Source organism: [Ruminococcus] torques ATCC 27756 (genome assembly GCF_000153925.1).
In the GTDB taxonomy this organism is placed as follows: domain Bacteria; phylum Bacillota; class Clostridia; order Lachnospirales; family Lachnospiraceae; genus Mediterraneibacter; species Mediterraneibacter torques.
Map to the genome: position 1 here is coordinate 109,749 of NZ_DS264349.1, position 26,404 is coordinate 136,152.

At 43.9% G+C, this 26,404-nt stretch carries 39 protein-coding genes and 1 pseudogene; 38 read left to right on the top strand and 2 right to left on the bottom strand.

The annotated features are described in order from the left end of the window. Position 1: 1 nt before the first annotated feature. Positions 2 to 418, bottom strand: a complete 417-nt coding sequence (locus RUMTOR_RS06045) for a helix-turn-helix domain-containing protein (protein WP_044998036.1) — start codon at positions 416 to 418, stop codon at positions 2 to 4. 213 nt (positions 419 to 631) lie between these two features. On the opposite strand from RUMTOR_RS06045, the gene RUMTOR_RS13900 reads away from it, so the two are divergent. Both RUMTOR_RS13900 and RUMTOR_RS13010 read left to right on the top strand, forming a co-directional pair. Next, on the top strand, positions 632 to 817 hold the full coding sequence (locus RUMTOR_RS13900) for a helix-turn-helix domain-containing protein (RefSeq protein ID WP_004846285.1): 186 nt from the start codon (positions 632 to 634) through the stop codon (positions 815 to 817). A gap of 64 nt (positions 818 to 881) precedes the next feature. Beyond that, on the top strand, positions 882 to 1,082 hold the full coding sequence (locus tag RUMTOR_RS13010) for a hypothetical protein (RefSeq protein ID WP_004846286.1): 201 nt from the start codon (positions 882 to 884) through the stop codon (positions 1,080 to 1,082). Here the strand turns inward: RUMTOR_RS13010 and RUMTOR_RS12515 are convergent. Beyond that, complete coding sequence (locus tag RUMTOR_RS12515; protein ID WP_004846287.1) at positions 1,032 to 1,403, bottom strand: DUF2513 domain-containing protein; 372 nt, start codon at positions 1,401 to 1,403, stop codon at positions 1,032 to 1,034. The two genes, RUMTOR_RS13010 and RUMTOR_RS12515, sit on opposite strands and share 51 nt — an antisense overlap. Before the next feature lie 120 nt (positions 1,404 to 1,523). Between RUMTOR_RS12515 and RUMTOR_RS13015 the strand changes: the two genes are divergently transcribed. The 36 genes and pseudogenes from RUMTOR_RS13015 to RUMTOR_RS12900 all read left to right on the top strand — a co-directional run bounded on the left by RUMTOR_RS13015 (position 1,524) and on the right by RUMTOR_RS12900 (position 26,403). Next, positions 1,524 to 1,661 carry a hypothetical protein gene (locus tag RUMTOR_RS13015; protein ID WP_004846289.1) on the top strand — a complete coding sequence of 46 codons (138 nt, stop codon included), beginning with the start codon at positions 1,524 to 1,526 and terminating at the stop codon, positions 1,659 to 1,661. A 22-nt stretch (positions 1,662 to 1,683) separates the two neighbouring features. After that, positions 1,684 to 1,908 (top strand): hypothetical protein, encoded by a 225-nt coding sequence (locus RUMTOR_RS06060; RefSeq protein WP_004846290.1) that lies wholly within the window; start codon positions 1,684 to 1,686, stop codon positions 1,906 to 1,908. Positions 1,909 to 1,922: 14 nt separating this feature from the next. Beyond that, the gene (locus tag RUMTOR_RS06065; protein WP_004846291.1) at positions 1,923 to 2,105 is read left to right on the top strand and encodes a hypothetical protein; all 183 of its coding nucleotides are present in this window, start codon (positions 1,923 to 1,925) and stop codon (positions 2,103 to 2,105) included. 88 nt (positions 2,106 to 2,193) lie between these two features. Beyond that, positions 2,194 to 2,553: a DUF3846 domain-containing protein gene (locus tag RUMTOR_RS06070; RefSeq protein ID WP_004846292.1), complete on the top strand. Its 360-nt coding sequence runs from the start codon at positions 2,194 to 2,196 to the stop codon at positions 2,551 to 2,553. 17 nt (positions 2,554 to 2,570) lie between these two features. Next, positions 2,571 to 3,530 carry a DUF1351 domain-containing protein gene (locus RUMTOR_RS06075; protein WP_004846293.1) on the top strand — a complete coding sequence of 320 codons (960 nt, stop codon included), beginning with the start codon at positions 2,571 to 2,573 and terminating at the stop codon, positions 3,528 to 3,530. Beyond that, positions 3,530 to 4,330, top strand: coding sequence for an ERF family protein (locus RUMTOR_RS12520; protein ID WP_004846294.1), 801 nt, complete (start codon positions 3,530 to 3,532; stop codon positions 4,328 to 4,330). Before RUMTOR_RS06075 ends, RUMTOR_RS12520 begins: the two co-directional genes overlap by 1 nt. After that, positions 4,323 to 4,751 carry a single-stranded DNA-binding protein gene (locus tag RUMTOR_RS06085; RefSeq protein WP_044998055.1) on the top strand — a complete coding sequence of 143 codons (429 nt, stop codon included), beginning with the start codon at positions 4,323 to 4,325 and terminating at the stop codon, positions 4,749 to 4,751. The genes RUMTOR_RS12520 and RUMTOR_RS06085 overlap by 8 nt, the downstream gene beginning before the upstream one ends. Before the next feature lie 10 nt (positions 4,752 to 4,761). Then, on the top strand, positions 4,762 to 5,262 hold the full coding sequence (locus tag RUMTOR_RS06090) for an ERCC4 domain-containing protein (protein WP_004846296.1): 501 nt from the start codon (positions 4,762 to 4,764) through the stop codon (positions 5,260 to 5,262). After that, a complete protein-coding gene (locus RUMTOR_RS06095) occupies positions 5,259 to 5,744 on the top strand; it encodes a CHC2 zinc finger domain-containing protein (RefSeq protein ID WP_004846297.1) in 486 nt (161 codons plus the stop codon). The genes RUMTOR_RS06090 and RUMTOR_RS06095 overlap by 4 nt, the downstream gene beginning before the upstream one ends. An 11-nt stretch (positions 5,745 to 5,755) precedes the next feature. After that, positions 5,756 to 7,612, top strand: a complete 1,857-nt coding sequence (locus RUMTOR_RS06100) for a DUF927 domain-containing protein (protein ID WP_004846298.1) — start codon at positions 5,756 to 5,758, stop codon at positions 7,610 to 7,612. A gap of 230 nt (positions 7,613 to 7,842) precedes the next feature. Next, the gene (locus RUMTOR_RS06105; RefSeq protein ID WP_044998037.1) at positions 7,843 to 8,067 is read left to right on the top strand and encodes a hypothetical protein; all 225 of its coding nucleotides are present in this window, start codon (positions 7,843 to 7,845) and stop codon (positions 8,065 to 8,067) included. Between the two features lie 141 nt (positions 8,068 to 8,208). Further along, a complete protein-coding gene (locus RUMTOR_RS06110; protein ID WP_004846300.1) occupies positions 8,209 to 8,433 on the top strand; it encodes a hypothetical protein in 225 nt (74 codons plus the stop codon). Continuing rightward, on the top strand, positions 8,414 to 8,737 hold the full coding sequence (locus RUMTOR_RS06115) for a hypothetical protein (RefSeq protein WP_004846301.1): 324 nt from the start codon (positions 8,414 to 8,416) through the stop codon (positions 8,735 to 8,737). The genes RUMTOR_RS06110 and RUMTOR_RS06115 overlap by 20 nt, the downstream gene beginning before the upstream one ends. Further along, a complete protein-coding gene (locus tag RUMTOR_RS06120) occupies positions 8,725 to 9,318 on the top strand; it encodes a hypothetical protein (protein WP_004846302.1) in 594 nt (197 codons plus the stop codon). The genes RUMTOR_RS06115 and RUMTOR_RS06120 overlap by 13 nt, the downstream gene beginning before the upstream one ends. Before the next feature lie 122 nt (positions 9,319 to 9,440). Then, a pseudogene (locus RUMTOR_RS06125) lies at positions 9,441 to 10,761 on the top strand (DNA cytosine methyltransferase). A gap of 33 nt (positions 10,762 to 10,794) precedes the next feature. Next, a complete protein-coding gene (locus tag RUMTOR_RS13125; protein WP_167528106.1) occupies positions 10,795 to 10,950 on the top strand; it encodes a hypothetical protein in 156 nt (51 codons plus the stop codon). 24 nt (positions 10,951 to 10,974) lie between these two features. Then, positions 10,975 to 11,193 carry a hypothetical protein gene (locus RUMTOR_RS06130; protein WP_004846306.1) on the top strand — a complete coding sequence of 73 codons (219 nt, stop codon included), beginning with the start codon at positions 10,975 to 10,977 and terminating at the stop codon, positions 11,191 to 11,193. After that, on the top strand, positions 11,190 to 11,348 hold the full coding sequence (locus RUMTOR_RS13130; protein ID WP_004846307.1) for a hypothetical protein: 159 nt from the start codon (positions 11,190 to 11,192) through the stop codon (positions 11,346 to 11,348). The genes RUMTOR_RS06130 and RUMTOR_RS13130 overlap by 4 nt, the downstream gene beginning before the upstream one ends. Then, complete coding sequence (locus RUMTOR_RS06135; RefSeq protein ID WP_004846308.1) at positions 11,302 to 11,709, top strand: hypothetical protein; 408 nt, start codon at positions 11,302 to 11,304, stop codon at positions 11,707 to 11,709. The genes RUMTOR_RS13130 and RUMTOR_RS06135 overlap by 47 nt, the downstream gene beginning before the upstream one ends. Positions 11,710 to 11,921: 212 nt before the next feature. After that, on the top strand, positions 11,922 to 12,095 hold the full coding sequence (locus tag RUMTOR_RS06140) for a type II toxin-antitoxin system HicA family toxin (RefSeq protein WP_004846309.1): 174 nt from the start codon (positions 11,922 to 11,924) through the stop codon (positions 12,093 to 12,095). A gap of 62 nt (positions 12,096 to 12,157) precedes the next feature. Next, on the top strand, positions 12,158 to 12,568 hold the full coding sequence (locus tag RUMTOR_RS06145) for a type II toxin-antitoxin system HicB family antitoxin (RefSeq protein WP_044998040.1): 411 nt from the start codon (positions 12,158 to 12,160) through the stop codon (positions 12,566 to 12,568). Between the two features lie 96 nt (positions 12,569 to 12,664). After that, on the top strand, positions 12,665 to 12,811 hold the full coding sequence (locus tag RUMTOR_RS13135) for a hypothetical protein (protein WP_004846311.1): 147 nt from the start codon (positions 12,665 to 12,667) through the stop codon (positions 12,809 to 12,811). Positions 12,812 to 12,867: 56 nt separating this feature from the next. After that, positions 12,868 to 13,335 (top strand): hypothetical protein, encoded by a 468-nt coding sequence (locus RUMTOR_RS06150; protein WP_044998042.1) that lies wholly within the window; start codon positions 12,868 to 12,870, stop codon positions 13,333 to 13,335. Beyond that, positions 13,310 to 14,635, top strand: coding sequence for a PBSX family phage terminase large subunit (locus RUMTOR_RS06155; RefSeq protein ID WP_004846313.1), 1,326 nt, complete (start codon positions 13,310 to 13,312; stop codon positions 14,633 to 14,635). The genes RUMTOR_RS06150 and RUMTOR_RS06155 overlap by 26 nt, the downstream gene beginning before the upstream one ends. Next, entirely contained in the window at positions 14,616 to 15,566 is a 951-nt protein-coding gene (locus RUMTOR_RS13430; RefSeq protein WP_082241027.1) for a phage minor capsid protein, read from the top strand. The genes RUMTOR_RS06155 and RUMTOR_RS13430 overlap by 20 nt, the downstream gene beginning before the upstream one ends. A gap of 11 nt (positions 15,567 to 15,577) precedes the next feature. Beyond that, on the top strand, positions 15,578 to 15,838 hold the full coding sequence (locus RUMTOR_RS06165; protein WP_004846315.1) for a hypothetical protein: 261 nt from the start codon (positions 15,578 to 15,580) through the stop codon (positions 15,836 to 15,838). A 195-nt stretch (positions 15,839 to 16,033) separates the two neighbouring features. After that, positions 16,034 to 16,585 carry a phage scaffolding protein gene (locus RUMTOR_RS06170; RefSeq protein ID WP_004846316.1) on the top strand — a complete coding sequence of 184 codons (552 nt, stop codon included), beginning with the start codon at positions 16,034 to 16,036 and terminating at the stop codon, positions 16,583 to 16,585. Positions 16,586 to 16,618: 33 nt separating this feature from the next. After that, on the top strand, positions 16,619 to 17,212 hold the full coding sequence (locus RUMTOR_RS06175; protein WP_004846317.1) for a hypothetical protein: 594 nt from the start codon (positions 16,619 to 16,621) through the stop codon (positions 17,210 to 17,212). Continuing rightward, positions 17,209 to 17,385, top strand: a complete 177-nt coding sequence (locus tag RUMTOR_RS13020; RefSeq protein WP_330360034.1) for a DUF6673 family protein — start codon at positions 17,209 to 17,211, stop codon at positions 17,383 to 17,385. Before RUMTOR_RS06175 ends, RUMTOR_RS13020 begins: the two co-directional genes overlap by 4 nt. Then, a complete protein-coding gene (locus RUMTOR_RS06180) occupies positions 17,382 to 17,987 on the top strand; it encodes a Gp15 family bacteriophage protein (RefSeq protein ID WP_004846319.1) in 606 nt (201 codons plus the stop codon). Before RUMTOR_RS13020 ends, RUMTOR_RS06180 begins: the two co-directional genes overlap by 4 nt. Before the next feature lie 89 nt (positions 17,988 to 18,076). Then, positions 18,077 to 19,054: a hypothetical protein gene (locus RUMTOR_RS06185; RefSeq protein ID WP_004846321.1), complete on the top strand. Its 978-nt coding sequence runs from the start codon at positions 18,077 to 18,079 to the stop codon at positions 19,052 to 19,054. 116 nt (positions 19,055 to 19,170) lie between these two features. Continuing rightward, entirely contained in the window at positions 19,171 to 22,911 is a 3,741-nt protein-coding gene (locus RUMTOR_RS12525) for a phage tail tape measure protein (protein WP_004846323.1), read from the top strand. Then, positions 22,908 to 23,696: a hypothetical protein gene (locus tag RUMTOR_RS06195; RefSeq protein WP_004846324.1), complete on the top strand. Its 789-nt coding sequence runs from the start codon at positions 22,908 to 22,910 to the stop codon at positions 23,694 to 23,696. The genes RUMTOR_RS12525 and RUMTOR_RS06195 overlap by 4 nt, the downstream gene beginning before the upstream one ends. Further along, complete coding sequence (locus RUMTOR_RS06200; protein ID WP_004846325.1) at positions 23,690 to 24,679, top strand: hypothetical protein; 990 nt, start codon at positions 23,690 to 23,692, stop codon at positions 24,677 to 24,679. The genes RUMTOR_RS06195 and RUMTOR_RS06200 overlap by 7 nt, the downstream gene beginning before the upstream one ends. Then, positions 24,676 to 25,542 (top strand): hypothetical protein, encoded by an 867-nt coding sequence (locus RUMTOR_RS06205; RefSeq protein WP_004846326.1) that lies wholly within the window; start codon positions 24,676 to 24,678, stop codon positions 25,540 to 25,542. Before RUMTOR_RS06200 ends, RUMTOR_RS06205 begins: the two co-directional genes overlap by 4 nt. Positions 25,543 to 25,641: 99 nt before the next feature. Beyond that, a complete protein-coding gene (locus tag RUMTOR_RS12900; protein ID WP_004846328.1) occupies positions 25,642 to 26,403 on the top strand; it encodes a carbohydrate-binding protein in 762 nt (253 codons plus the stop codon). The last annotated feature ends 1 nt before the right edge of the window (position 26,404 follow it).

Sequence of the window (26,404 nt, forward strand, 5' to 3'; positions counted from 1 at the left end):
ATCAATCCTTTTTATACTTTTTCGGAGTGTATTTCTCCTTGTTCTTTTTCTTCGCCATTTCCATGCCAATCTGCATAGCTGACAGAATAGACTCAATCGCCTCTGGTGATGCCGGATCACCGTCAAACATGAGCCCATCCTGCTTAAGAAGTTGCTCAGTGTTGGCAAGAATCTCTTTTATGTCTTTTTCGTCTTTAGGTTTAAGCTTTGGCTCTTTTTCAGTTTCCTCCTTTCCTGTCATAAGATAGTCAATCGAAACGCCGAAGTAATCTGCAAGTTTTTTCATATTTTCTGATTTGGGCGTACTCCTTCCGCGTTTCCAGTCGCTTAGAGTGGACTGTGTCACTCCTGTCGCCTTTGCTACTTTGTATGCACTAACACCATACTTTTGTAGTAATTGCTCAAAAATCTCATACATTTTTTGTCCACCTTTCACAAACATGGGTGATACTATGAAAAACCGATAGTATTTAATTGACATTATCGAAAATACATAGTATAGTATGAGTATGCAAAGGAAAACCGATAATCCAAATGCATACTACGGAAATGTTGAATTTATCTGACAAGTAAATACTATCACATTTCCGTAGTAATTACAACTGTTTATATACGGAAAGGCGGTGCAAAAGTGTACGAAAAATTTGCTGAATTATTGGATAAAACCAACAAGACAGCGTATCAGGTATCAAAAGATACAGGAATATCTCAATCAGTTTTATCTGATTGGAAACGCGGACGGAGTAACGTAAAAACTGACAAACTCAAAATTCTCGCCGACTACTTCGGGGTATCTATTGAGTTCTTCCTAGAGTAGTGTAACAGGAAAGGTGTTCGATAAGCATGACTTTGAAGCAGAAGAGAAAGGAGAGTGAGGAGGTGTGAAAGAAATAGCTGGATTGCACAAATTAAAAGTAGATAACGGTATTTTCTTAGATGAAAAAAGAATTTATGGCATCAGAAAATACTCGGTTGTCCAAAAGGAAGGAGACAACCAAGCAACTCTGACAATTGAAATGGATGTCACAATTTTAGGAGACAGTCAAGCTGATAACAGCATTGATGAGCGTTGTGACAGATGATATCGCTATTTCGGAAAGTTTTGGTTTTATTGTATTCCAAGCAGAAGGTTTTTCGGTGGCTTCGATAAACTGATATCCTGCCATAGAAATATCTTTAATCAGTGGAAGTGGAGAATCAACATATTTTTTCCCTTTTATGATGATACCTTCATCCATAAGTTTACGAATCCAGTACATCACTTCATTCTTTTCGTATTGTGATAGTTCAGATTCAGAAAACTCAGAAGGAGATAGCGGAACAATATATCCACTTTCATCGGGAATCAGTTTTTCGGACAGAGTTAAGAGAATGTCGCGTATGCAATTTAAATTTAGTTTCATGATATTATACTCCTTTCATAATTATTCCGACTGGTACTCGGTAATTAAAGTATAGGGGATTTCATTGGACGACGCAACAAGTACAAACAGTGATTCATAAGCTTTAGAGAGGTGGTGTAAATGATCATAAAAAGCATTGTAGTAATTGACGGAAAAGAAGTAGAGGTTAAGGAACTGGAAGACAAAGAGGCATTTGCAGAAAGTGTTAACCAGAGGGTTCTTTTTGACAGAAACTACATAATAGAGAAAACCGCGTAAGCGGTAGAAAGGAAGGACAAGCATGGAAAAAATGAAATTACTGGCAGTGCCGGAGCTGGCACTGATCCCGATCGAACGGAGAAGCTTGCCGGAAGCGGATCACAAGCAGGAGAGCCGAAAGATCCGGAGCAAAAGAAAAGAAAGAGACAGCGCTGCAAGAGGACTGATCGCGGTAACAGTCGCAAGCATGATGTTAAATGCGGTGATGGCTGTGATTATTTATATCTTGCAGGCAGGACCGATCTAAGGAGGTGAGCGAAGATGATCAAAGGAGCGAAGACGATCGCAGAGTATGCGATCCGCAAGTGGATCAACCAGAACTTTTATTGTGACTGCGTACACATCACGGAAATGCACGGAAACGAGGCATTTATAAAGGATAAAACAGGAGATTGCATGATCGTTGTTTATGATCCGGCCACAAGGCAGGTAATGGCAAAATAAAATGCGCCCATAAATGAGGCGGCAACCTCTGGGCGCATAGTTAAAAGATCAACTTTATTTTAGACGAAAAAGAGGGATTTGTAAAGAAATGAAAACTGTAAAGGTAACAACTGACAATAAAGTGTCCATTATTGATGTGGATTTCTCTGATTTCAAGAGCATTCAGCAAGCAATTGGTGGTTCTTTTGAGACGGTCCATACTCAACTCATGGCGGATTATTTCAAAAATCCGTCCGTGATTATGCTAGTCGATGAAGAGGGGCTTGTTAAAGGACTTTCGGAGAATGCATTAGGGTGCGCATTGTATGGAACGGCAAGGCATGGTTATCCTATTGTTGGGGACTTGATTTTTGGTATTGTGGTGGGAGAAGACATTGTCGGTCCGGAAAATCCAGAAGCAATGATAGAGAGGCTGATTGGTACATTTATCGGATTAAAAAGGGTATGAAGTGAGAGGAGATTAATATGAACGAGTTGACATTAAATGTGAAGCAGAATCCAGGGGTTATCGAGTTGAATTTTGATGAGATCGAAAAAGCTCTGGATGCGAAACTGGCGGAGTATAAAGGTGCGGTATTTACCGAGGAAAGCAAGAGCATCGCAAAATCAGAGGTAGCCAACCTCAGAAAGCTGAAAAAGGACTTTGAAGATGCGCGGAAGGGCGTAAAGAAAGAATGGATGAAACCCTATGAGGACTTCGAGGCGAAGATGAAGAACTTGACTGAGAAGATTGATGAACCCATCTGCCTGATTGATTCTCAGCTGAAGGACTTTGAACGGAAGAGAAGAGAGGAACGGCGTGAGAAGATCAAGGAAATCTATCAGGAAATCATTGGTGACATGGAAGAGTACTGTGACCTTGGAAGAATTTACGACACAAAATGGGAGAATGCCACTACAACCATGAGATCTATCAGGGAGAGCATAGCTACTGCTGTAGAGAGTGCCAGAATTGCAGTAAGCACTATTTCCGGGATGCAGTCAGATGCTGTGGAAAAAGCGCTTGAGATTTATAAGGATTCTCAGGATATGGCTAAGGCAGTTGCCTACATAAACAATTATGAACAGCAGAAAGCTGAGATCATGCGCAGGGAAGAGGAGCGCAGACGTCAAGAGGAAGAAAGGAGGCGTCTTGCTGAGGAAAAACGGATCCGTGTAGCAGAAAGAGAAGCTATTGAGCGAGAAGCGAGGATTCGGGAGCAGGCGCGTCAGGAAGCAGAAGCAAGAGAATCCCAGGCCGCAAGACAGGAAGCGGCAGTTGCCCCGCTTGAGACCGAAAAGTCTGGTGGTGATGATGTGATGCCGTTTGTGCAGCCGGACACCCGGACTGTGTTTTATCATGTGGTGGCATCCGATGAAGATATCCAGGCTATTGATATGGCACTGGATAGCATTGGAGTTTATTACGAACGGAGGGACGGATAATGCAGGAAGGACAGGCAATGCTTCCAGGAGCACCGAAGATTTACGCGGCTATTGCAGGCGTGATCAATGACATCGGCGTGGTGTCCAAGGATAAGGTTAATAAGCAGCAGGGCTTTAAGTACAGGAGTGTGGACGACGTTTATAGCGTCCTGAATCCCGCTCTGGCAAAGAACAAAGTATTTATTCTTCCGGAGATTTTGGACGAGATCCGGGAGATTGGAACGAGCAAAAGCGGAGGCAGGGTCACTTCTGTCATTCTTAAAATGAAATATACGGTATACGCGGAAGATGGATCCCATGTTGAGACCGTCCTCAAAGGTGAGGCTATGGATACAGGGGATAAGGCTATTAACAAAGCCATGGCGATCGCATATAAGTATCTGTGCTTCCAGCTCTTCTGCATTCCGGTTGAGGATATGGCGGATCCGGATGCGGAGATCCATGACATGGATGGGAAGACGACCCAGGAAAAGAATGCTGGAAAAGGTAAGACATCAGCACCCGCTGCAAAGAAGCAAGAATCGGCAAAAGCTCAGCCGGCCGAAAATAAAGAGGGCAATCCGGAGCAGAAGAGAGGTGCTGCGCAGGAAAGCGAAGACAGGAAGGTAACTGAGGTGATGGTGAATACGATCCGCGCTGAACAGAAGCGGACTGGTGTGTCGGATAAAATGATCCTTGATCGGTTGCATTCAAAGGCAAAGAGCATCGAAGAAATGACTGTAGAGGAATTTAAGCAAGCCATGAAGATTTTTGAAGTAACAAAGAATTTAAAGCGGGAGGCATCAGATGAGCATAAATAGTGTGAATTTAACAGGCCGTCTCACCAGGGATCCGGATGTGCGGTACACGGATGGCGGGACAAGCATTGCGCGGTTTACCCTTGCGGTAGACCGCCGCTTTAAACAGGACGGCGGACCAACGGCAGACTTCCCCAGCTGTGTCGCTTTTGGAAAGACAGCGGAATTTATTGAGCGGTATTTCCGCCAGGGCATGAAGCTGGAGCTGACTGGCAGGATTCAGTCTGGATCTTATACAAACAAGGACGGTGTAAAAGTATATACAACGGATGTGATCGCGGAGCAGGTCGGATTCGGGGAGAGCAAGAGTTCGTCGCAGGATTGTGGAGCCCATATGGAGTATGGCGGAGGCTTCGGACAAGAAGATGGAGACGGATTTATGAATATCCCAGACGGGATTGACGAAAAACTGCCGTTTAATTGAGGTGATGTGAATGATTATACAGATTGACAGCAGGGAAAAGGCGCGGGCGATCACGAAGATCGTGGCGGAGTTTGACCGACAGAATATTACGCATCCGGTATCAAAGCTGATGGTCGGGGATTACATGAACTATGATAATCCCCGGCTGATTATCGACAGAAAGCAGAACCTGTCAGAGCTGTGCAATAACGTCTGCAACGATCATGACCGGTTCCGAAGGGAGCTGATCCTTGCACAGAAAAATGAGATCCAGCTAGTGATCCTGGTGGAGCACGGGAAGGGGATTACCTGCCTGCAGGACGTGGCATGGTGGGATAATCCCCGCAGATGGAAGAGACAGCGAAATCGGGTCACTGGAAAGTGGGAGGATGTCGAAACAAAGGCTATGACAGGCGATGTATTGTATAAAATTCTCTGTACTCAGGAACAGAAGTATGGTTGCCGATTCCTTTTCTGTGATAAGGACGAGACGGGAAAAGAGATTATTCGGATTTTGATGGATGGACTATGAACAGTGAAGAAATTAAGAAAACTTATAGCATGCGAGATATTTTAGGGCGGTATGGGATGCAACCGAACAGAGCTGGCTTCATCTGCTGCCCGTTCCATAAAGAGAAAACCGCATCCATGAAGATCTACCAGGACAGCTATTACTGCTTCGGATGCGGGGCTCATGGGGATATTTTTGACTTTGTAAGCCAAATGGAAGATATCACATTCCGGGAAGCATTTTTCAATCTGGGCGGAACATACGAGCAGAAAAAAGAGACGTTCGGAGAACGAATGTCGCGGTATCACGCCCGGAAAGAGTGGGAGATGCAGCAAAGGCAGAAAGAGAATCTGGAAGAGCGGCGGAAAGTCAATAGCGAGCTGATCGACATATATCGAGACTGTCTGATACTTACAGTGCCGCTTTCTGATCTCTGGACGGAAAGCTATAACAAGCTGCAGTATCAACTGTATTTACACGAAGTTTTAAATGAACCGAGGTGATAAGGAGCGATATGAAACCTTTAAACAGTTACGATAAAAAAGGAATCCTGGCAGAGGAAGTCTTTGTGGAAATCTTTGAGCAGGAGGATGCTATAAGACGGGCACAGATGCTCCTTTCCTTTCAGGATCGTGCAAAGGAGCTCGGAGTAAAAGGGCAGTTTGACACAATGGTGAAAGCATTCGAAAAAGCTGAGAAGGAAACTCAGCAGAAACAGCGGCAGAGTCAGACACTCATTGAAAACTGGACGAATTTTACTGGGAAGTACGACTCTATGAAGTGCGGATCCTGGCTTGCCGCAGACAATGGTATACGGACATTCAATAAGGATTATTCCAACGAGGTGATCGTCTGTTACCATCCAATCATGCCGATCGGAAGGATGCGGAACCTGGAGACAGGGGAAGAACAGATCCGGCTGGCGTATAAACGTAATCACCGCTGGACAGAGATTGCCGTCCCAAAAGATATTATATCTTCGGCAAGCAAGATTGTCTCGTTGTCCAAGCTCGGTGTAGCAGTCACATCCGAAAATGCAAAATTGTTGGTGAAATATCTGTCGGACGTAGAAAATATGAACGATGACGAGATCCCAATTCAAAGATCGAGCGCAAAACTAGGCTGGATCGGAGATGGTTTTCTGCCGTATGATACGGAGATTATTTTTGATGGGGATATGGCATTCGGACAAGTATACGAGAGTATCCGAGAGCATGGAAGCTGGCAGGAGTGGCTGGAGCATGTGAAGGCATTACGCAGGACAGGGCGGTTGGAGATCAAATTTTCTCTAGCAGCATCCTTTGCAAGTATTCTAGTCAACCGTTTAGGTGCTCTTCCGTTTATTGTTGATCTTTGGGGCGAGACGGAAGGGGGAAAATCTGTCTCCATGATGCTTGCGGCTTCGATTTGGGCGAATCCGGACAATAACCAGTACATAGGCGATTTCAAGACAACGGACACACAGTTGGAGATTCGCGCGGACTTACTGAACCATCTTCCTTTGATGCTGGATGATACCAGCAAGACTAGCAGTCGGATCAGAGATAATTTCGAGGGCGTCGTGTATGATTTGTGTTCTGGGAAGGGCAAGAGTCGATCCAATAAAGAACTTGGAATCCGCCGGGAGAATCGATGGAAGAATACGATCCTTACAAACGGGGAGCGCCCATTGACGTCCTATGTGTCGCAGGGTGGCGCGATTAACCGTATTCTTGAGATTGAATGTGGTGAAAAGGTATATCAGGACCCACAATATACAGCGGAGCTGCTCAAAAAGAACTATGGATTTGCCGGGAAACGGTTTGTGCAGGTCATAAAGAAGATGGGCGCGGAAGAACTCAGGGAGATACAGCAAAAGCTTCAAAAGGAGCTATTCAGCGTTGATAAAATGCAGAAACAGAGCATAGCCATGTCGGTCCTGTTGCTGGCTGATCGGATAGCAACGGATCATATCTTTTATGATGGAGAATATATCAGTGTACAGGAAGCTGAAAGCGTCCTTGTGGATAAGAGTGAGGTGTCAGAGCATGAGCGTTGTTACCACTATCTGCTTGACAAGATTAACATGAACCGGCAGCGTTTTGATGCCGCGGCAACGACGGAGCAATGGGGGATTATTAGCGAAGGATATGCAATCATGTACCCTCAGGCTGTGAAGGAGCTGTGCCGGCAGGGAGATTATTCCTACAAGGCATTCCTCAACTGGGCGGATAAGCAGGGAATTATCCAGACAGACGGCAAGAACCAGACAAAGCTGAAGAAGATCGACGGCAAGCCGGTTCGCTGCGTATTCTTGCAGCTGAACGAATTCCAAGACAAGGACGGATTCGAGCCGACGGATGTATCGCAGGAAGAGCTCCCGTTTAAATAACGGTAACAAAGTAACAGGGGTAACATTCGAAAACGCCTATATATATCTGAAATATATGTATATATATCGTTCCGCACCCTATAAGGGAAAAGAGGTGTTACTAATGTTACCGCTCGGAAAAGTGCTGATAAACCTAGTAAATACGCGGGTTTGCGTGGTAACAAATGCATTTGTTACTTTTTGAAATATCGTGTTACAAAACAATGTTCTTGTTACTTTTGGAGGTATTTATGGATAAAAAAGTGAAAGACCTGCATGAGAAGATCACAGATGTGTATAACACCATGTGGGTAGCGTATAAAAAATATCTTGAAGATGGGTATGTGCGATATATCAATGATGCCGCCTCTGATTTAGAAAAGAAATATCAAGACGATCCAGTGATCATGCAGTTTATTTGGTACCAAAAAGCATCATGGTCGGGACCAGTAGAGCAGATTAAGGAGTGGTCGTGATGAAAAAAAGAAAGAGGATGCAAAGCAGGTAAAGGCAGACGATGCAAAGATCTGCTACCTGTGCGGTGAGCTGATTGTCGGAGATTATGAATATGTTCGTACAAAACGTCGGACAGAGATGTATTTCCACAAAGGCATGAAATGCAGAAAGGGAAAATGATGGACGAGACAAGAGAAACTAAAAGAAATGTAATCCGGAGTATCCGGAAAGGCTCTGTTCAGTGGAGCGAAGAAGACCGGCTTAAAGTTGCAACATTGCTTTTAAAGGCTGGGTATGCGGTAAAACTGAACAGACAGCCGATTCCAGGAAAAGCATCCGGAAAGACGCAGCAGATGGAATATGTGATTGAATACTGGGAGGAATAGGCGTGATAAAGAAGAAAGGCATGAACCCAGCGTTGGCACGAATGACGCAGATCCAGAAGGACAACATGCTGATCAGCTTAGGAAGATTTATTTTCCGATCGCAGAGTCCTGGAAGCTAATTCGGGAGTTCTGCGATGCGACAGGGACGCCCGTTGAGTGCTTCAAAGTGCACGAGCGGGCGCAGGATATATATGAGAGATCAGATAAGACGCAGTTCGCCACAGAGATTGTGTCAGCTACGGTGAATCTTATAGACCGTCTCATGAGAGAGAATGGAGGTACAGCAAAAGAATGGAGAAAGTAACGATTGATTATAATCGTCTCTGCCTAGAGTTGGAAAAACAGGGTAAGACAAAAGCAGATTTATCTAGGGACATGACGAAGAACAAGAACTTCGTCGGCTTGATGGAAAAGAATCCGGATCAGCCAGCGGAGGTAGAATGGCTTATGTGTCTGCTGCTCGGATTGGAACAGGGGAGTCTGATCAAGCAGGAGGAAGCAACTGGATCACAGGGAGAAATCAAGATACTGGAAAACCTGCACAAAGAAATGCGAGAAATCCATCAGGCTATTATAGAGTACGGGGAGCTTATCGAGAAAATTTGGAGTAAAGTTCATGCAAATACCCTTCAGCTTGAGAAAGTAAAGGAAGATGTTAAGGAATGTGCACAGGTGCTAAAGATGACCGATTACGACAAAGCAGTTCGTTTTTTGAAAGAGACATTGGCAGGCGGTCGGATCGATGGCGCGGAAGTATTGAGGATGGCAGATGCTACAGGGATCAAGAGAGCGGATCTCAATAAAGCAAAGAGAGATATCGGTGTAGACACAGCACAGACAGGATACGGTAAAAATCAAAAGATATGGTGGTTTTTATCTGAGTAAAAAAAAGAAAGGAGTCAGCCTCCGGCCGGGGCAATGGTATACCGGGCTTCTTGCGAGAGATGAAGAGAGATTTGATAATAGACTGCTTTGCCGGTGGAGGTGGGGCAAGCGTAGGAATTGAGATGGCGCTGGGGCGATCGGTCGATATTGCAATCAATCACGATCCGGATGCAATTCTGATGCATAAAACGAACCATCCGAATACATTACATCTGACAGAAGATATTTTTAGGGTGGATCTGAAAAAATATGTGAAAGGCCGGCATGTGGCTCTTATGTGGGCATCGCCGGACTGTACGAGCCATAGCAAGGCGAAAGGGGGGGAAACCCCGTGAGAGAGGTCTAAGGATCCTTCCGTGGGCCGTGTATAAGCATACGAAGGCTATCCTACCGGATATAATCCTGATGGAAAACGTGGAAGAGATTCAACAGTGGGGCCCGCTTGACGCAGACGGACATCCGATCAAGGAGCGCCGCGGAGAGGATTATCAGAAGTTCATAACAGCCATGAAGTCTCTCGGATATGTATTTGACTGCCGGGAGCTTGTGGCAGCAGACTATGGAGCGCCTACAACACGGAAACGTTGGTACGCAATATTCCGGAGGGATGGTCGGGAGATTGTCTGGCCGGCACCGACACATTTCAAGGATAGAGAACCACACTGGAAGGCATGCGGAGATTACATAGACTGGTCTGATTTGGGACGGTCTATATTTGATAGACCGAAGCCACTGGCAGATGCGACTATGAAGCGAATTGCAAACGGAATTCGAAAATATATCATTGAAAATCCTGCACCATATATTGTAAAGGATGGGGGAAAACTGTTTGTTTCATATTTGGACAAGGCATATGGCGGAAATTATGCAGGCTGTGGGAGCGACTTGAGTAATCCGTGTAGTACTATAACAACTGTGGATCATAACCGACTTGTAACTGCATTTTTGATCCAATACCACGGAGAGACAAAGGCAGGAGAGTCCCGTGGGCAACTTCTGACGGAGCCAATAAAGACCATAGATACCAGCAATCGGTACGGACTCGTAACCGCATTTATTACAAAGTTCTATAAAAGCGGGATCGTACAGGGATGCGATGAACCGTTACACACCATTACAACATCGCCGGGGCATTTCGGACTGGTGAATGTAGTGTTGGATATTGAGGGGGAAAAGTATATCCTGAATGACATCTTCCTCAGGATGCTAAAACCGGAAGAACTGAAACTGATGCAGGGCTTTCCGAAGGATTACATCATTGACCGGGATTACAGGTGGAAATCATATCCGATTACAAAACAGGTGGCACGGATTGGGAACAGTGTTGTGCCGATTATGGCACAGAAACTGGTAGAAGCAAATTGCCCGTATCTGAAGGTTGGAGAACGGTTGCCGAACTTCCGAACAGAGGAAGAAGGGAGTGGGCAGATTAGGTTTGCTTAAGTCATTCACGAGTTGATCGAAAGGAGAGTGGAGATGAAAAATGAAACAAAAAGCATAGTAACGATCATTGAAGAGGTTTGTGAGGACGTTTGCGAAAACTACTGTGAGTACAGAAATACGATAGACGACTACGGTGAGTGTGATGTGCAACGAGAGAGCGGCGAATGTCCGTTAGATCGGTTGAATTAAGTTGATTTTAATGGAGAGGTAAAAATGGAAAGCGATGCGGGAAAAGACGAATCACGGAAACGAATGTACAGAAAGTGTTACGACGTAGAGAAACTGAAAAAATACGTGAATGAAGGAAAGTCGAACGTAGAAATAGCATATTTGTTAGACATATCAGTAGCAACGGTTATAGCTGGAGTGAAAGCGTATGGATTAAAAGGGATGCGGAAACGTGGCAGACCGAAAAAGGAGCTGATACATTGAGCAATACAAACGAACCTAGCGCTGCCGCGCTGATCCGGGCGCAGGGGCAGCAGATCCGGCGGGAGACAGCGTGGGAATATTTACAGAGACGATGTGGATTAAGGGGTGATGCGGGTGGAGATAACAAAGGAGCTGCTCCAGGGATACCGGAGTAAAAAGGATGAGATCCTGGAGCTGGATTACATACTCAAAAACCGATGGAGAGATGAGGGGTTGATAGGGAATGACGTAATCTTTGATTACAGCAAGGGATATCCCATGCCACAGGGTGTGGTAGGATTCGACAAGGAGAAGCATGATCGCCTTCAGGACCGGGATCAGCGACGGAAGGAGCAGCTGGAGCAGGAATGTGTGGAGATAGAGGAATGGGTGGAAGCGATAACTGATAGCATTACAAGGCGGATCTTCAGGATGTGCTTCGTCGAGGGGAGAAAACAGAAGGCGGTTGCGAAAGCGGTACATTTAGATCAGAGCCGTGTGAGCAGAAGAATTGATGATTATTTAGAAAACGCATAGCACGCATAAAAAGCATATGTATAATAATACTAGAGCCAAAAGGCAAAGCGCCTGCGGCTCTTCCCCCTACTCTTGCATAAACCAAGTAAAGACGTCCTGCATTTGCGGGGCGTTTTTTGATTTAAAGAAATGCGTATAAAATGCGTATTTACTATTGACAATGGATATATTTATGCGTATAATATACGTATAAAGAGAAAGGAGCTTGCTTAATGAAACGTAGAGAATTAGTTAAGTTGCTTGAAGATAACGGGTGGTATATAAAGAGAAATGGTGGAAACCATGACATATATACGGATGGTCATAGGAGCGAACCCATTCCGAGACATCCAGATATCAACGAGAGACTTGCAAGAAACATTATTAAGAAGTTGGGACTGAAATAGTCCCACTTTCTTGAAGTTTTATTAAGTGAGAACGCGTTTATATGTGTGGAGGAGGAATCACAATGAAAGAAGGAAGAAGGGCATATCCTGTTGTAATATCGAAAGAAGATGATGGATTTTTCTATGTGGAGATCCCGGATTTTGATATTGCGACACAGGGAATGGATATTGCAGACGCAATGGAAATGGCAAGGGATGCAATCGGTCTCATGGGAATAGACTTGATGGATGAAGGAAAAGTACTTCCGGAACCCAATATTGCAGGAATTAATGCGGCAAAAGAAGATATTGTAACATTAGTTGATGTTGATTTTGTGGAATACAGAAGAAAGGTGGATAACAAAGCGGTAAAGAAAAATTGTACGATTCCATACTGGATGAATGTAGAAGCAGAAAAAGCTGGAATCAACTATTCAAAATTGCTTCAGGATGCGATTATGAGCGTTCTTGGAATAACAAAAAGTGCTAACTAATTCTCTAGTTATATAAATTGTGAATAGCACCCTTCGGGGTGCTTTTCTCATACATAATTCCATTTCCTGTGCACATACTATCCCCGAGGTGATGGTATGAACAAAAAGCAGCAGGAGCAGGAAAACAGACAGAAGAACTTGAATAAGTTCAACAGCATAACGGAAAAGGTAAAACCGGAGAATCAGAACCAGACACACAATGTCCGGTCTGAAGCGGTGGAGCCGAAGAACAGACAGGTATAAGGCATCCGAAAGGGTGCTTTTCTAATGCAAAATTTTAAGTAGAGGAAGGTGGTGACGTGGCGAATTATGAAAACATAAAAGATAAAGGATTTGATCATCGAACAACGGACGAACTACGGATTATTACATCAAAAGGAGGTAAAGCAAGCGGAGAAGCGAGGCGTCGGAAAGCAGATTTCCGGAAGACGCTGAATATGCTGCTTACTGCTGAAATAGATAGTGAAGAATGGAAGCCGGTTCTAGAGGCACTTGGTGTTGAGTGTACTTTAGAGTCAGCTCTTTTGATGGCGCAGATTAAAGAGGCGTTGGCTGGAGATACGAAGGCAGCCACCTTTGTTGCAAAATACTCTGGCCAGTCTTCTGAACCTGACGAGAACCGGTTGAACCGTGAAGCAGATACAGAGCTTAAGAAAGCACGCAAGCAGGCGGTTACTGGTGAAAATGAAACGGAAGAGGCTCTTGATAAACTGGATCAGATACTAAAAGAGGTGCGTGATAATGCAGTTAAGCAAGAAACAGAATGAGTATATTGTGAATGCGACGCATCGTTGGAATATTAAATCCGGAGCTGTGCGATCCGGAAAGTCTTATGTCGACACTGCGTTTGTGATTCCTTTCCGGATCAGAGAGCGTGCAGGCAAGCCAGGATTAAATGTGATTCTTGGCGTATCGAAAGAGTCTATCGAACGAAATGTTTTGCAGCCGATGCGAGAGATTTACACAGACAAGTTGATCGGAACGATTAACAACCGGAATGTAGCGCGGATCTGTGGAGAGGATGTTTACTGTCTAGGAGCAGAGAAAATTAGTCAGGTGGCAAAGATTCAAGGGGCATCCATTAAGTACTGCTACGGAGACGAGGTGGCAAAGTGGAACAAGGAAGTGTTCCAAATGTTGAAATCTCGTCTTGATAAACCATATTCCTGTTTTGATGGATCATGTAACCCGGAGCATCCTACACACTGGCTAAAAGAGTTTCTGGATAACATAGAGCTGGATATTTATTTGCAGAGATACACCATTTTTGACAATCCTTTCTTGCCAGAAGAATTTGTGCAGCAGCTCTGCAAAGAATACGAGGGTACAATCTATTATGATCGGCTTATACTAGGAATGTGGAAACGTGCAGAGGGGGCAATCTATAAGCGTTTTGCGGATAATCCGGATGCATACCGATGTGAAGTTGTGGAAGAGCTGAATCCGGATGCAGAAGTGAAGCAGTTCAGGAAGGAAGATATCACATCAATAGAGATTGGTTTAGACTTCGGTGGAAATCAGTCCGGTCATTCTTTTGTTGCCAGAGGATATACAGACAATTACAGAGATGTAATTGCACTAAAATCCCGTAGAATCATGGCAAAGGATGAAAATGAGGATATAGACAGCAATATGCTGGACAAGATGTTTTGCGACTTTGTTGGAGAAGTGATTGAAGAATATGGGGTTGTTATCCGACACGGAGATTATGTGGAATATTGCAATGTGGAAACCGTTTATTATGATAATGCGGAGACGGTTCTTGGAAATTCTATTCGGAACGCAGTGGAGAAACAGTATCCTTGGATATCGGTTCGTAAGGCAAAAAAAGCAACGATAAATGACAGAATCAGATGTACCGTCAAGCTCATGGGAGCAGGGCGGTTTTTTATTACAAAAGACTGCGAAAGCTTGAATACGGCATTTTCGGATGCAGTTTGGAATAAGGATGTGAAAGATAAGGATGATCGCCTGGATGATGGCAGCACAGATATCGACAGTTTGGATGCGTTTGAATACACGATCGAGCGTGATATGAAATACCTGATTGAAGGGCAGAGTATATAGCAAAGAAGAACTTACGACGGTGTGTGGTCTTGGAACTGTGACCGGGCTACTCGGTGCGAATTGTTATCATATGTATTATCCTTTTGTTCCCGGCATTTCTGTTCGGAACTGGACGGATGAATGGCTGGAAGAGCAGAATCGCAAGGAAAACACGCCGAAGAGCTTTAACGGCAAAGAATATACTCTGTATGAAGCAAAGCAACGTCAGAGACAGATGGAGACCTGTATGCGGGCGCAGCGTGAAAAGGTTGAGCTATTGAAGAAGGGTGACGCTGATCCGGATGATGTGATGATTGCAAGAGCCAAGTATCAAGGGCAGTTGAATGAGTATAGCCGGTTCTGTAAGAAGATGGGGCTGACAGAAGAAAGAGAGCGTATCTATTACGATATGCGCGGAAGAGTAGCCACAAATTCAAAGAAACAGAATGCGCGGTATACAGCTGACATGATTCGAAATGCAGATAGAGATTCAAAGCAGTATTACCGGTACAGAAATATACTTGGAGATGATGTCGGCAGCCTTGCTGATTTCCGGCAGATGAAGTATAATGAACCTAAAGAGTTTAATTTGTTGACAGATTATAAAAATTCTGTTGCAAACGGAATGATATCCCCATTATCCGGATTTAAAAACTACAAAAAATTGCATGACAGAATAGAAAAAGAGCTTGTTGGCATGAAGACATCCAATGGGATAAAGATTTCAGGACAGAGCAAACATTTTATAGAACGTGTCATAGGTACAAAAGAAGACCCGAAGACCGAGAGACCAAGAAGTGGAGTTGATATTGAGGATATATGGTATGCACTTTTGTACGGGGGAGTCAGAACAAGAAAGAGAGATCCTGACAGTGTTAAATTTGTTACAGATAGGTGCATTGTATCGGTAAATCCCAATACAGGAATTTTAATTCAGTGTAATCCGCAGTAGGAGGCGATGATATGATCATAAAATTAAATAATGAGATGTCGAAACTTCTCTTAGAAGAAGTTGAAGATGCACAATCTTTGATTTTAAGCCAAAGGAAAATAGATTCTGATGCAAAAGAGTTAGAAGTGTCCGATATAAAAGAACTGCAACTTTTAGTAAACGATGAAATTGTATATAGAGGTTTAGATCATCAAGAAACTGTTAATAATTTAGGTAAGAAGTTGTATAGACTGTATGATGAAATTCTTCATCAGAGACATTCTAGTAATTAATACCATTCATTCTTCGGAGTGAGTGGTATTTTTATACCCATTTTTAAGAAAGGAGGATTGTCATGAAACTTTTTGAACAGGATGTAGGAAAGGAATGGTGATCCAGTTATCTCCCGTTGAGACGCAGGGTGACGCGTCTTATTTTATTGTCTTTTTCCGGCAGACGTAAAAGAACGGAAGAAAGGAGAGTGTAATATGAAGGCAGAATTTTTAAAAGGACTTGGATTGGAACAGGATGTTGTTGACAAAATCATGGCAGAAAATGGAAAGGACGTTGCTGCGGAACAGGCAAAGACTACAAAAGCCGAGGGAGAGCGTGACAATTACAAAGACCAGCTTGCAACTGCAACAGAATCTTTGGAAAAGTTCAAGGATGTAGATCCGGCAGCCATGCAGAGTGAAATTGAAAATTTGAACAAGCAGTTGAAGGATAAGGATGAAGAATACGCTGCAAAAGAAGCAGACCGCATTTTCTCCGATACCGTCAAAGAGGCTATCAAGTCAGCCGGTGGAAGAAATGAAAAAGCAGTCATGGCTATGCTTGATATGGAAGCATTGAAAGCATCAAAAAACCAGTCTGAGGACATTAAGAAGGCATTGGAAACCGTGAAGGAGTCCGATGCTTATTTGTTTGGTTCTGACGAACCATTTATGAACGCAGTCGGAGCAACCGGAGGCAGTGCTGATGTTGGCGGAGATAATCTGTCAGCAATCAGAGCAGCTATGGGACTTCCGACAAACAAATAATTTTTATTTTTAGAAAGAGAGAGGTAAAAAGATATGGCAAATACGATTGCATTAAGAAAAGCGTATGCTACTATGCTTGATGAAGTTTATAAACTGGCATCTCTTACAGCCGTTTTGGACGGACCGAACGAACTTGTAAAAGAGGGTGCGAACGCAAATGAAATTTTGATTCCGAAAATGACGATGTCCGGTCTTGCAAATTACAATAAGCAGACAGGATATGTTGCAGGTGACGTCACGCTTGAGTACGAGACTAAGAAGTGTACTTATGATCGTGGCCGTATGTTTACTGTAGATGCGATGGACAACATTGAATCTGCAGGTGTTGCCTTCGGGCGTCTTTCCGGAGAATTTTTGAGGACACAGGTCGTTCCGGAACTTGATGCTTGGAGACTTTCATCTTATGCAGGATATGCACCATCTGAAAATAAGGTTGCGGAAGCGATCGCAGACGCGAAAGCTGGAATTGCAGCGATTAGAAAAGGCAAAACCGCTATTAAAAATGCGGAAGCAAAGCCGGAAACTTGTTATTTGTACATTTCCGCACAGCTTAAAGGGGACATATCAAAGAAAATAGTCCGAAAGGATCAGAGCAGGAAAAAAACAAATATCTGTGTGGTACAATAAAGCAGTTTTTTGATGATGTGTTTGGAGAAGGAACTGGCGAAAAGGTTTGTGGGTCAGGAAATAACCTGCTGAAATATATTGCGGCGTTCAATTTGCTTGTAGAGGAACAGATCCGACAGAATGAGGCTTTTGATAAAGAAATGGATAAGATAGAAGCCTTGAAAAAACGATGAGCGTGCTGACGGAAGCGTTTCCGAAAAGTGTGTGGGTAAATGGGGTAGACTGTCCGGTGTCCTCTGATTTTCGCACAATTTTGAAATGCTATGAAATACAGAGCGGGAAAACAGAACTTTCTCAAGAGGAACTTCTGCAAATCCTGCTCTTATTTTATCAAAAACAGAAAATTTTCTCCGAGGAGCATGTGGATCAAATGTTTTGGTTCTTCTCCTGTGGTCGAGAACCGTCTAAGCGGAAGTTCCCAAGTAAGATTGCAGGATTGAATGATAAGCAGCCATTTGATTTTGAAGAAGATGCAGATCTGATTTATGCGGGATTTATGCAGCAATACGGAATCGATCTACAGGAATCCGATATGCACTGGTGGAAATTCATGATTCTTCTAGAAAACCTTGGAAACGGTACGAGGTTGCAAAAGGTGATGGAGTACCGGACGATCGACACAGGGAATAAGAATCTATCCAAAACCGAACAGGAATTTTACCGAGCGATGCAGAGATATTATGGATTAGAACAAAAACTTCCACCGATGAGCGAAAAGGAAAGATTGATTGAAGAAGCGCTGATTCACGGAGGAGATGTGAGCAAATTGCTGTAGAAAACAAATGAGATTCCTTGTCTTTCATTGTGAGCACTGGTATAATCAAAGCGTGGTGTGGAAGGAATGAGAAATGGAGGAAAAAGTAAATGAAAAAATTTTTGAGCGTGCTTCTGGCGGCATGCTTGTGCTGCGGAATGCTGGCAGGATGCGGGAAAGAGAAAAGTATTACAAATGATTTTGATTCAAGTACGAATCAAAATGAAAATATAGCAGGGTATTCTTTTGAAGTGCCAGAAGCGTGGGAGAAAGGAGAAAAATTCACTGAAAATACACTCTATTTTTACCCTTCTCAAGGTATGTTGACGGTAATGTATTCTGAGTCAGAGGTAAGTATTCTTAATGATAGTGATAGAGAATCATTTATAGAGGGGATGGCATCCGGCTTTGAAGAGTTTAAATTGGTCAATGAATCCGAGACAGTTGTTAATGATGAGAAAGCTTACAAATTTGAGATGAAAGTCAAAATGGCAGGAGACGATTATTCAGTATCAATGGTGACTTTTGATTGCGGATTTGGACTTGTGAGTTTTATGCTGGGGACTCTGCAAACTTCTGATGAAGATTACAGCGCAGATTTTGACAAGGTACTGCAAAGTATAGAAAAACCGTTACCATTTACAAAGACAATAGACGATGTATGTTTTATGTATTCTATGTTACAGTCATCGGATGAATATAGTTTTGTTTCTGAAGGAGTACAAGAAGCGTCTGATGGGTCTACAATGGAGATTCTTTATGAATCAGAAAATGGTGCGATGATAACTATTTTGGGGGACGAAGATGAAAACTTGACTTTAGTATCAGTATCGGCAGAGGGAGAAGAATATTTTTCATCAATGTGTGTAATGGCACTAATAGGATCAGGAGTATATAACAATAATTCTTCAAAAGAAATTCCATTGAACTTATCTGCGGATAGCTTGAAAGAGTTAGGAACAGAGCCTACAGATGCTATAATCGAAGTGGCAAACGGAATCTCATACTTCCTTCAAAAAAATGATGACGGAAGCTATCGAATGATAATACAGCGCGACGCAGAAACTAAGGAAGATTATTTGCATTAGAAGAAAAATGTATGCCAAGAGAAGATGGCTTAAAACAGCATAATGATAATTAGAACATCTATCAGAAATGGTAGGTGTTCTTTTTATACAAAAATTCAGAAAGGTAGGTGAAATAAATGGCAGACGGAAAAGTTGTAATCGAAACCGATTTGGATTCGTCGGGGATAGAAAAAGGGTTAAAAAATACCGAAAAATCAATGAAGGCTCAAGCGGCAACTCTTGCGGCAGAATATCGGAAACAGGGGATGAATGCGAGCGATGCATTCAAAAAAGCGTGGAGTGAAATTGAGCGATCATCTGGTATGTCGTCAACTTCTGCATATAAGCATTGGGAGTGGTCGAGTATCAGTATCAGTGGTGCGGTGGAACGCATAAGCAATGTTGCTAAAAAAGGATTAAAAGTAGCAGCCGCCGCAATAACAGGAACAGCGACGGCACTTGCCGGAGTCGCAACTGCGGCAGCCAAAACCGGCGCTGATTTTGAGTCGCAGATGTCGCGTGTAAAAGCAATTTCCGGCGCAACTGGGGAAGAATTCGAAAAGTTAAAGGCACAGGCGATCGAGCTTGGCGCAGAAACATCGTTTTCGGCATCACAGGCGGCAGAAGGGATGGAAAACCTTGCGGCGGCAGGATTTACGACAGCGGAAACAATGGAGGCAATGCCGGGACTTCTTGACTTGGCAGCGGCATCAGGAGAGGACTTGGCAAGTAGTTCTGACATTGCAGCGTCCGCCCTGCGAGGTTTCGGCATGGAGGCTTCAGAAGCGGGGCACGTTGCCGATGTGCTTGCGGAAAATGCGAACCGGACAAATTCTTCTGTGGCAGAAACCGGAGAGGCGATGAAGTATGTAGCGCCTCTTGCACGGTCAGCAGGACTATCTTTTGAGGAGACAGCAGCGGCAATCGGTATTATGGCGAATGCCGGCATACAGGGAAGTCAAGCAGGAACAACGCTCCGCGGAGCAATTTCAAGATTGTCTAAGCCGACAGATGATATGCAGAACGCTATGGATGACCTAGGTATTTCTTTCTATGATGCAGATGGGAAAATGAAATCCTTGTCTGATCAGGTTGGAATGCTTCGGAATGCAATGGCCGGAATGACGGACGAGCAGAAGAATAATTACCTTGTTACTCTTTATGGGCAGGAATCGCTTTCGGGAATGTTGGCGTTGATCAATGAGGGCGAAGGTAAAATCAATGAACTGACAGCGTCTTATCGAACCTGTGACGGATCAGCGAAAGCTGCGGCTGAAACGATGCAGGATAACTTAAAAGGAGCGGTGGAGCAGCTTGGCGGATCAGCGGAAAGTCTTGCGATCGTCTTCTACGAAAAGGTGTCAGGAGGCTTAAAAGAGGCAGCACAAAGTGCAACAGAAAGTGTAAATCACATTACAGACGCATTGACAGACGGAGGAATTGCAGCGGCTGTGAATGTGGCGGGAAATGAATTTGCCGATCTTGCAGTAGCAGCGGCATCACATGCCCCGGAAATGATCGATGCGGCGGTTAGCTTTATCGAGTCGTTTGCATCCGGTATCGTAAACAATAAAGGAAAATTGCTTGGAGCTGCCGGGGATGTAGCAGACGCGCTGGCCAGTGGTTTGGCGGAGTTGCTTCCGAACAGTTTACGAAAACCGGCGGAAAAGGCGATTGATGCACTTTCCGAATCGTTGGAATCAGGCGGGTTAAAAAAAGCCGGGAAAACGGCTGTAAATACGTTAGAAAATGTAATCGATGTTGTTGGGAAACTGTCAGATGCTGCGCTTCCTCCGCTTACGAAAACCTTAGATTTTGCCGGAGATCACTTGGATTTGCTTGCCGCATCTGCAACAACAGCTTTTGTAGCATTTAAAGGCTATAAGGTATTGACAAGTGCAAATAAAGCAGCCAAAACTTTGGCAGCGACAGCGAAAATGTTGTCCGCGGCAGAAAAAGCGAATGCTCTTCAAGTTCTTGCAGCCTCCGGAGCACTGACAGCAAAAGAGATGATTGTTGGCGTGTGCACCGGAAAGATTAAACTTGCGACGGCGGCGCAGGCTGCTTGGAACGCCGTCATGAAGGCAAACCCGATCGGACTGCTCGTTACTGCAATCGGGGCTCTTGTTGCTGGAATCGGCGCGTATGCACTTACTCAGAAGCGCGCAGCATCTGCCACAGGAGAACTAACGGAGAATCAAAAAGAAAATATCGAAGCGTCTAAAGAAGCAATTAAAAACATTGAGGAAGAGGCAGCAGCACGTCAGAAAACGATTAACGCCAGCACAGTGGAAATAGATCAAGCTGAGTCCTTATGGAACGAGCTGACAAAAATCACCGATGAAAATGGGCGTGTAAAGGACGGTTATGAGGCAAGGGCGAATTATATCGCCGGTGAACTGTCGAGCGCGCTTGGAATGGAGATTGCCCTGACAGATGGGGTGATCGGTAATTATCAGCAGCTTACGGGATCAATCCATGATCTGATTGCCGCGAAAAAAGCACAGGCGGTTATGGATTCGATGGAAAGCGAATATGCACAGGCAATCCAAGAGCAGGCTGAAAATGTAGCAAAACTGGCGCAGTCCTACAATGATGTAAACCGACTCCAAGATGAGAAGCTTGCACTGGAAGCAGAGGCGGCAGAATTAGCGAAATCGACAAACTATGCGGATGCAAGCAGGTACGCTGAAATCAAAGATGAATTGCAGGGCGTCAATAATAAGCTGAAAGAACAAAAAGCGGCTTTCGATGTAAATCAAGCGGCTGTGAAAGATAATCAGAAAGTGATTGCTGATTACAACAAACTGACAGAGGCTGTTATGAGTGGCAGTACAGAGGAAATTAACAGCGCATTGGCGGAAATACAAAGCGGACTGGATACGACTTTGGATTCCGGGTCAAAAGCAGCTCTTGAACAGGCGCAGACAACTGGGGATTCTTTATTGTCGATCCTTACGGCGCAGGAGCAAGGGCTTGCAGAGGTGCAGCAGTCTACGATTGATAGTACTGCGGATGCGATGGGAGTTGCACTTAATACAATCGGATCATCTTCCGAAAATATGAAATCGTTGCTTGAAAGTGTCGGTGCAGATGGCGCACAGAAATTGCTTACCGCGATGAAAAATGCAGATCTTGAAGGGAACTTAAGCGAGGAAGCGAAAAGCGGAATGCAGGCGATGATCGCGGCAATCGAAAGCGAGGATGGAACACTTAAGTCAACCGGTAAGGATTCGGCGTCAAAATATGCGGAAGGAATGGAGAGCCAGTCGGATCGCGCAAAGACGGCAGGTAGAACAATCAACGACAGCGCAGATTCAGGGGCAAGGTCAAAGACAGGATATGATGCAGGATACGGGTTTGGTTCAGGATTTGTGTCCGGAATCCAAGCGTGGGTCGGTCAGGGGGTTGTGGCAGCCGCAAATTTGGCGGCACAAGCGTTAGAGTCTGCAAAAACAACGATCGACTCCCATTCCCCTTCAAAAGAAACGATGAAGCTCGGCAAGTATTTCGGGCAGGGTTTTGAGCTTGGAATTGCCGGTGAGAAAAAGCGTGTAGGAAATGCATCGAAGGAGCTTGCAAATGTAGCGCTGCAATCGCTTGATATGTCCAGTGTGACAGATCGGATGAGAGAAACGATGGCGTTGAATGCTGCGAGGGTAACAAGATCCTTTGGAATTGAAACAAACAGTATGATCTTAAATAAACACCAGGCGGAAATGATGCTGCACTTATCCGATACAGAAATAAATCGGCTTGCAAAAGCGGTTGGGAAATATACTGCAGCAGTAGTGCAGAAACAAAAGCCTGCGCCAATTTATTTGGGAACAGAGAGGATCGACAAGTCACTGCCGAAAGGAGCGATACCACGGATATGATAAAAGCATACTATGAAAATTCTAAAGGAGAAATACTAAATCTGCTGTCTTATCCATTTCTTACTGCAGAGGCTGACTGGTTTGATGCAGAATGGGAGGATGATGTCGGGGGATTTATTAGGACTGTGCAGCTTGATGTTTTTGGCGCCAACAAGGAAGATGTATCCCAAAATATGGAGCGGTTATATCGTGTTCTTGGCGTTGATGCCGAAACTGGAAAATTTGGAAAGCTGCATGTGAATGGTACATATCTCCCATGCAGGATCAAAGCGTCGAAGAAGGTTACTTGGAAGTCATTTACAGTTATCGAAACCGAACTGTCATTTACGGCAGAAAAGTTATCATGGGTGATGGTGGAAAGCAGGTCATTTTATCCGCAGACAGAAGCCAGTGCATTAGAAGGCTTGGATTTTCCGTTTGATTTCTCATTTGATTTTACGGACGCGCGAAAAGGAACTGCAGTATGGGAAGTTGATCATATCGGATCAAACGATTATCAGATGATAGTGTATGGTCCGTGTGTGAATCCACGTATCTTAATTAATGAGCAAATTATTGAAGTTTTTGCGACGCTCGAAAAGGAAGAGTATATGATTATCGACAGCCGCGATTATACTGTGCAGAAATATCTCGTGAATGGAACAGTTCAAAACCTGTTTCATGATCGAGCTTTGGGAAAATCAATTTTTGAACAACTTCCGTCTGGTTTGCTGAAGATCAACTGGTCGGGGGAATTCGGATTTGATCTTACTCTGTTCTTGGAGAGGAGGGAAGCAAAATGGTAATACTGGCTGATCAGGATTTACGAGAGATTGGCGCTGTAAAGGATGCGAATTTGACAGTGGATCTGAATGGCGATAAGAATTTTGTCTTGCAGATTGCGCGGTGTAACTGGAGACCAGAGTTGACCTTTTCAAATTATATTTATGTCATGGATACGGAGTATGGAGGGATTATCGGAGAAATACTGACAGATACGGCACTTGATTATGTGGAATTAAGAGGGCTGTCATGGCGTGGACGACTTAAGATGAAAGTGATAGAGCCGATCAGTGGATCGGATTATAAAAAGGTGTCAGGAGAATTACACGAGGTGATGAAGAGTCTGATCGAGCCGGAGTTCGATGGACTCTTTTCTGTGTCTCGGAAAGATACAGGTATCCGAGTGGATAATTATCAATTTGAACGATACTGTACATTGTACGACGGTATTGTAAAAATGCTGGAAAGTAAAGGCTATCGTATGCAGTTGAGCTTTCGCAGAGATAATCGGGAGACAGGTTATTTATTAATTGAGGCAGTTCCGGTCGTAGATTATTCTGATCGGATTGAATTGTCAAAAGACAGTCGAATTAACTATACGATGCACGATAAACGTGATGGGGTGAACCATTTGATTGTTGCAGGAAAAGGAGAAATGCAGGACAGGATGATACTGCATCTATATGCACAGCCGGACGGTAGCATATCAACAACGCAGCATTACAAAGGATTGCAGGAAATAACGCAAGTATACGAAAATACATCGACAGAGACAGAAGAACTGAGGTCAAAAGCAGAAGAATATTTTCGGAAGTTAATGAATAAAAAGAGCTTTCGGATGGATATTGCAAAATTGGGAATAGAAGCTGGAATCGGAGACGTTGTCGGTGGGCGAGATTATTTAACAGGACTGTATGGGGCAAAACAGATTGAAAATATTATCTATGAAAAGATAGATAATGTAGAATTCAAGACTTACAAATTGGAAGGAGACGGCGAAGAATGAAAATAATGACAGGAAAAGCAGGAACACCACATGTTGCCGCGCAGCAGTTTCGACAGTTCGTGGAGGACACTGTGGGGCAGGAAAGTTATATTTTGACAAGCGGGGATCTCTTAGAGCCGGAACTTGTATCAAACAACAGCCTTAAAATCCGAAGCGGAATTATGAGTCACCACGGTAATTTATCTACGGTGGATTTAGGTACATATGACACAGTTACAATCAGAAATGGATCACAGGGAATGAAGCGAATTGATCTCGTTGTGAACAGGTATACCAAAAACAAGGAGACCGGGATTGAGAAAAATGAGTGGATTGTAATTATGGGAAATCCGACATCAGGATCCCCGTCAGTGCCGACATATACGCAAGGAAATTTACAGGAGGGGGATCTCGTTGACGATTGTCCGGTGTTTGAAGTGCATTTGAACGGGATTAATGTGACAGAGGTCAAGAAGCTGTTGAAGGTTATGCCATCAATCCCTACGATAAATAAAGATTTGTCGGAGTTACAGTTGTATCACGATAAAAAGACGCTCACACCGACTGATCTCGGATTGAACACTGGGATTTGGAAAGTAATAGCAAACAACTCTTACAAGATTGGTAACGCAATACATCTGAATATGGAAATCTACACAACCTCTATAATTGTTGCAAATAATGTGTACAACAATGCTTTTACGATACCGTCACAGTACCGACCGTTAATTGATACTGCTGTCAATGTAACTGCATCAGATGGAGCGTATAAAAATCCAGTTGCCTGTACCTCTTTAGCAAAAGCAAACGGCAATCTGTTTTTCTGCATCCCAAAAGCTACAAATAATTACCTTTTTATCGACGCTGAGTGGGAGTGTGCTTGATAATTAATTACTTTTTGGTGTATTTAATTGTAACGCATCTTTCCTATTGCGTATTCCAATCGGAGTCAGAAAACAGATCTTTTAGAAAGGAATGATAACATGAAACTTATTTTTAATGATGCAACTGATATGCCGATACAGTCATATGAAAAAATCGGTGGTGCGGTGCGATTCTTGACAATCGGAATTGCGCCGGAAAAGCTGAAAGAAATCTTTGAGGATGCAACAAAAACAAAGGTGATGAACGTCACAGAACGTGGGCAGATCATAGATACCTTGGAAAATTACACGGGATACGATTATACTGAGATATATCCGGGTGGAATTTATGGAGTTGTAAATAATAAAGCCGGTCTGTCAACAGAGGAGCGATTGGATGACATGGGGATTAAGTTGGAAACAGCGAAGCAGGACATAGAAGCACTGAAGGAAAACGGTGGCAACGGTGGAGCACCGGGAACGTATGCGTCTGTCTTTGCGATGGCTAAAATATCTGCAGAGAAAATTACAGATGATGAGCAGGCTCTTAAGGTAGCAGATCTGTACGATTTATGGAGCGGCGATGGAGTAGCCTACAAGACTGGAAAGTATATTACTTACCAAGATGCGCTATATAAGGTACTCCAAAACCATACATCTCAAGCGGACTGGGCGCCGGACACCGCCTCAAGTTTATATGCTAAGGTGCTTACAGATCCGACTGGAAAAGTATTGCCGTGGGAGCAGCCAAACAGCACAAACCCATACAAAAAAGGTGATAGGGTAACACATAAAGGGAAAACGTGGGAGTCTCTTGTAGACAGCAATGTGTGGGAACCGGGTGCAGTTGGATCCGAGAGTCTCTGGAAAGAAGTTGCATAAC

Bases quoted from the DNA above. Each gene is read 5' to 3' on its own strand.
- RUMTOR_RS06045 (WP_044998036.1), bottom strand. From the start codon at position 418: ATGTATGAGATTTTTGAGCAATTACTACAAAAGTATGGTGTTAGTGCA.
- RUMTOR_RS12515 (WP_004846287.1), bottom strand. From the start codon at position 1,403: ATGAAACTAAATTTAAATTGCATACGCGACATTCTCTTAACTCTGTCC.
- RUMTOR_RS13015 (WP_004846289.1), top strand. From the start codon at position 1,524: ATGATCATAAAAAGCATTGTAGTAATTGACGGAAAAGAAGTAGAGGTT.
- RUMTOR_RS06060 (WP_004846290.1), top strand. From the start codon at position 1,684: ATGGAAAAAATGAAATTACTGGCAGTGCCGGAGCTGGCACTGATCCCG.
- RUMTOR_RS06065 (WP_004846291.1), top strand. From the start codon at position 1,923: ATGATCAAAGGAGCGAAGACGATCGCAGAGTATGCGATCCGCAAGTGG.
- RUMTOR_RS06070 (WP_004846292.1), top strand. From the start codon at position 2,194: ATGAAAACTGTAAAGGTAACAACTGACAATAAAGTGTCCATTATTGAT.
- RUMTOR_RS06075 (WP_004846293.1), top strand. From the start codon at position 2,571: ATGAACGAGTTGACATTAAATGTGAAGCAGAATCCAGGGGTTATCGAG.
- RUMTOR_RS12520 (WP_004846294.1), top strand. From the start codon at position 3,530: ATGCAGGAAGGACAGGCAATGCTTCCAGGAGCACCGAAGATTTACGCG.
- RUMTOR_RS06090 (WP_004846296.1), top strand. From the start codon at position 4,762: ATGATTATACAGATTGACAGCAGGGAAAAGGCGCGGGCGATCACGAAG.
- RUMTOR_RS06095 (WP_004846297.1), top strand. From the start codon at position 5,259: ATGAACAGTGAAGAAATTAAGAAAACTTATAGCATGCGAGATATTTTA.
- RUMTOR_RS06100 (WP_004846298.1), top strand. From the start codon at position 5,756: ATGAAACCTTTAAACAGTTACGATAAAAAAGGAATCCTGGCAGAGGAA.
- RUMTOR_RS06105 (WP_044998037.1), top strand. From the start codon at position 7,843: ATGGATAAAAAAGTGAAAGACCTGCATGAGAAGATCACAGATGTGTAT.
- RUMTOR_RS06110 (WP_004846300.1), top strand. From the start codon at position 8,209: ATGCAGAAAGGGAAAATGATGGACGAGACAAGAGAAACTAAAAGAAAT.
- RUMTOR_RS06120 (WP_004846302.1), top strand. From the start codon at position 8,725: ATGGAGAAAGTAACGATTGATTATAATCGTCTCTGCCTAGAGTTGGAA.
- RUMTOR_RS13125 (WP_167528106.1), top strand. From the start codon at position 10,795: ATGAAAAATGAAACAAAAAGCATAGTAACGATCATTGAAGAGGTTTGT.
- RUMTOR_RS06130 (WP_004846306.1), top strand. From the start codon at position 10,975: ATGGAAAGCGATGCGGGAAAAGACGAATCACGGAAACGAATGTACAGA.
- RUMTOR_RS06135 (WP_004846308.1), top strand. From the start codon at position 11,302: ATGCGGGTGGAGATAACAAAGGAGCTGCTCCAGGGATACCGGAGTAAA.
- RUMTOR_RS06140 (WP_004846309.1), top strand. From the start codon at position 11,922: ATGAAACGTAGAGAATTAGTTAAGTTGCTTGAAGATAACGGGTGGTAT.
- RUMTOR_RS06145 (WP_044998040.1), top strand. From the start codon at position 12,158: ATGAAAGAAGGAAGAAGGGCATATCCTGTTGTAATATCGAAAGAAGAT.
- RUMTOR_RS13135 (WP_004846311.1), top strand. From the start codon at position 12,665: ATGAACAAAAAGCAGCAGGAGCAGGAAAACAGACAGAAGAACTTGAAT.
- RUMTOR_RS06155 (WP_004846313.1), top strand. From the start codon at position 13,310: ATGCAGTTAAGCAAGAAACAGAATGAGTATATTGTGAATGCGACGCAT.
- RUMTOR_RS06165 (WP_004846315.1), top strand. From the start codon at position 15,578: ATGATCATAAAATTAAATAATGAGATGTCGAAACTTCTCTTAGAAGAA.
- RUMTOR_RS06170 (WP_004846316.1), top strand. From the start codon at position 16,034: ATGAAGGCAGAATTTTTAAAAGGACTTGGATTGGAACAGGATGTTGTT.
- RUMTOR_RS06175 (WP_004846317.1), top strand. From the start codon at position 16,619: ATGGCAAATACGATTGCATTAAGAAAAGCGTATGCTACTATGCTTGAT.
- RUMTOR_RS06180 (WP_004846319.1), top strand. From the start codon at position 17,382: ATGAGCGTGCTGACGGAAGCGTTTCCGAAAAGTGTGTGGGTAAATGGG.
- RUMTOR_RS06185 (WP_004846321.1), top strand. From the start codon at position 18,077: ATGAAAAAATTTTTGAGCGTGCTTCTGGCGGCATGCTTGTGCTGCGGA.
- RUMTOR_RS12525 (WP_004846323.1), top strand. From the start codon at position 19,171: ATGGCAGACGGAAAAGTTGTAATCGAAACCGATTTGGATTCGTCGGGG.
- RUMTOR_RS06195 (WP_004846324.1), top strand. From the start codon at position 22,908: ATGATAAAAGCATACTATGAAAATTCTAAAGGAGAAATACTAAATCTG.
- RUMTOR_RS06200 (WP_004846325.1), top strand. From the start codon at position 23,690: ATGGTAATACTGGCTGATCAGGATTTACGAGAGATTGGCGCTGTAAAG.
- RUMTOR_RS06205 (WP_004846326.1), top strand. From the start codon at position 24,676: ATGAAAATAATGACAGGAAAAGCAGGAACACCACATGTTGCCGCGCAG.
- RUMTOR_RS12900 (WP_004846328.1), top strand. From the start codon at position 25,642: ATGAAACTTATTTTTAATGATGCAACTGATATGCCGATACAGTCATAT.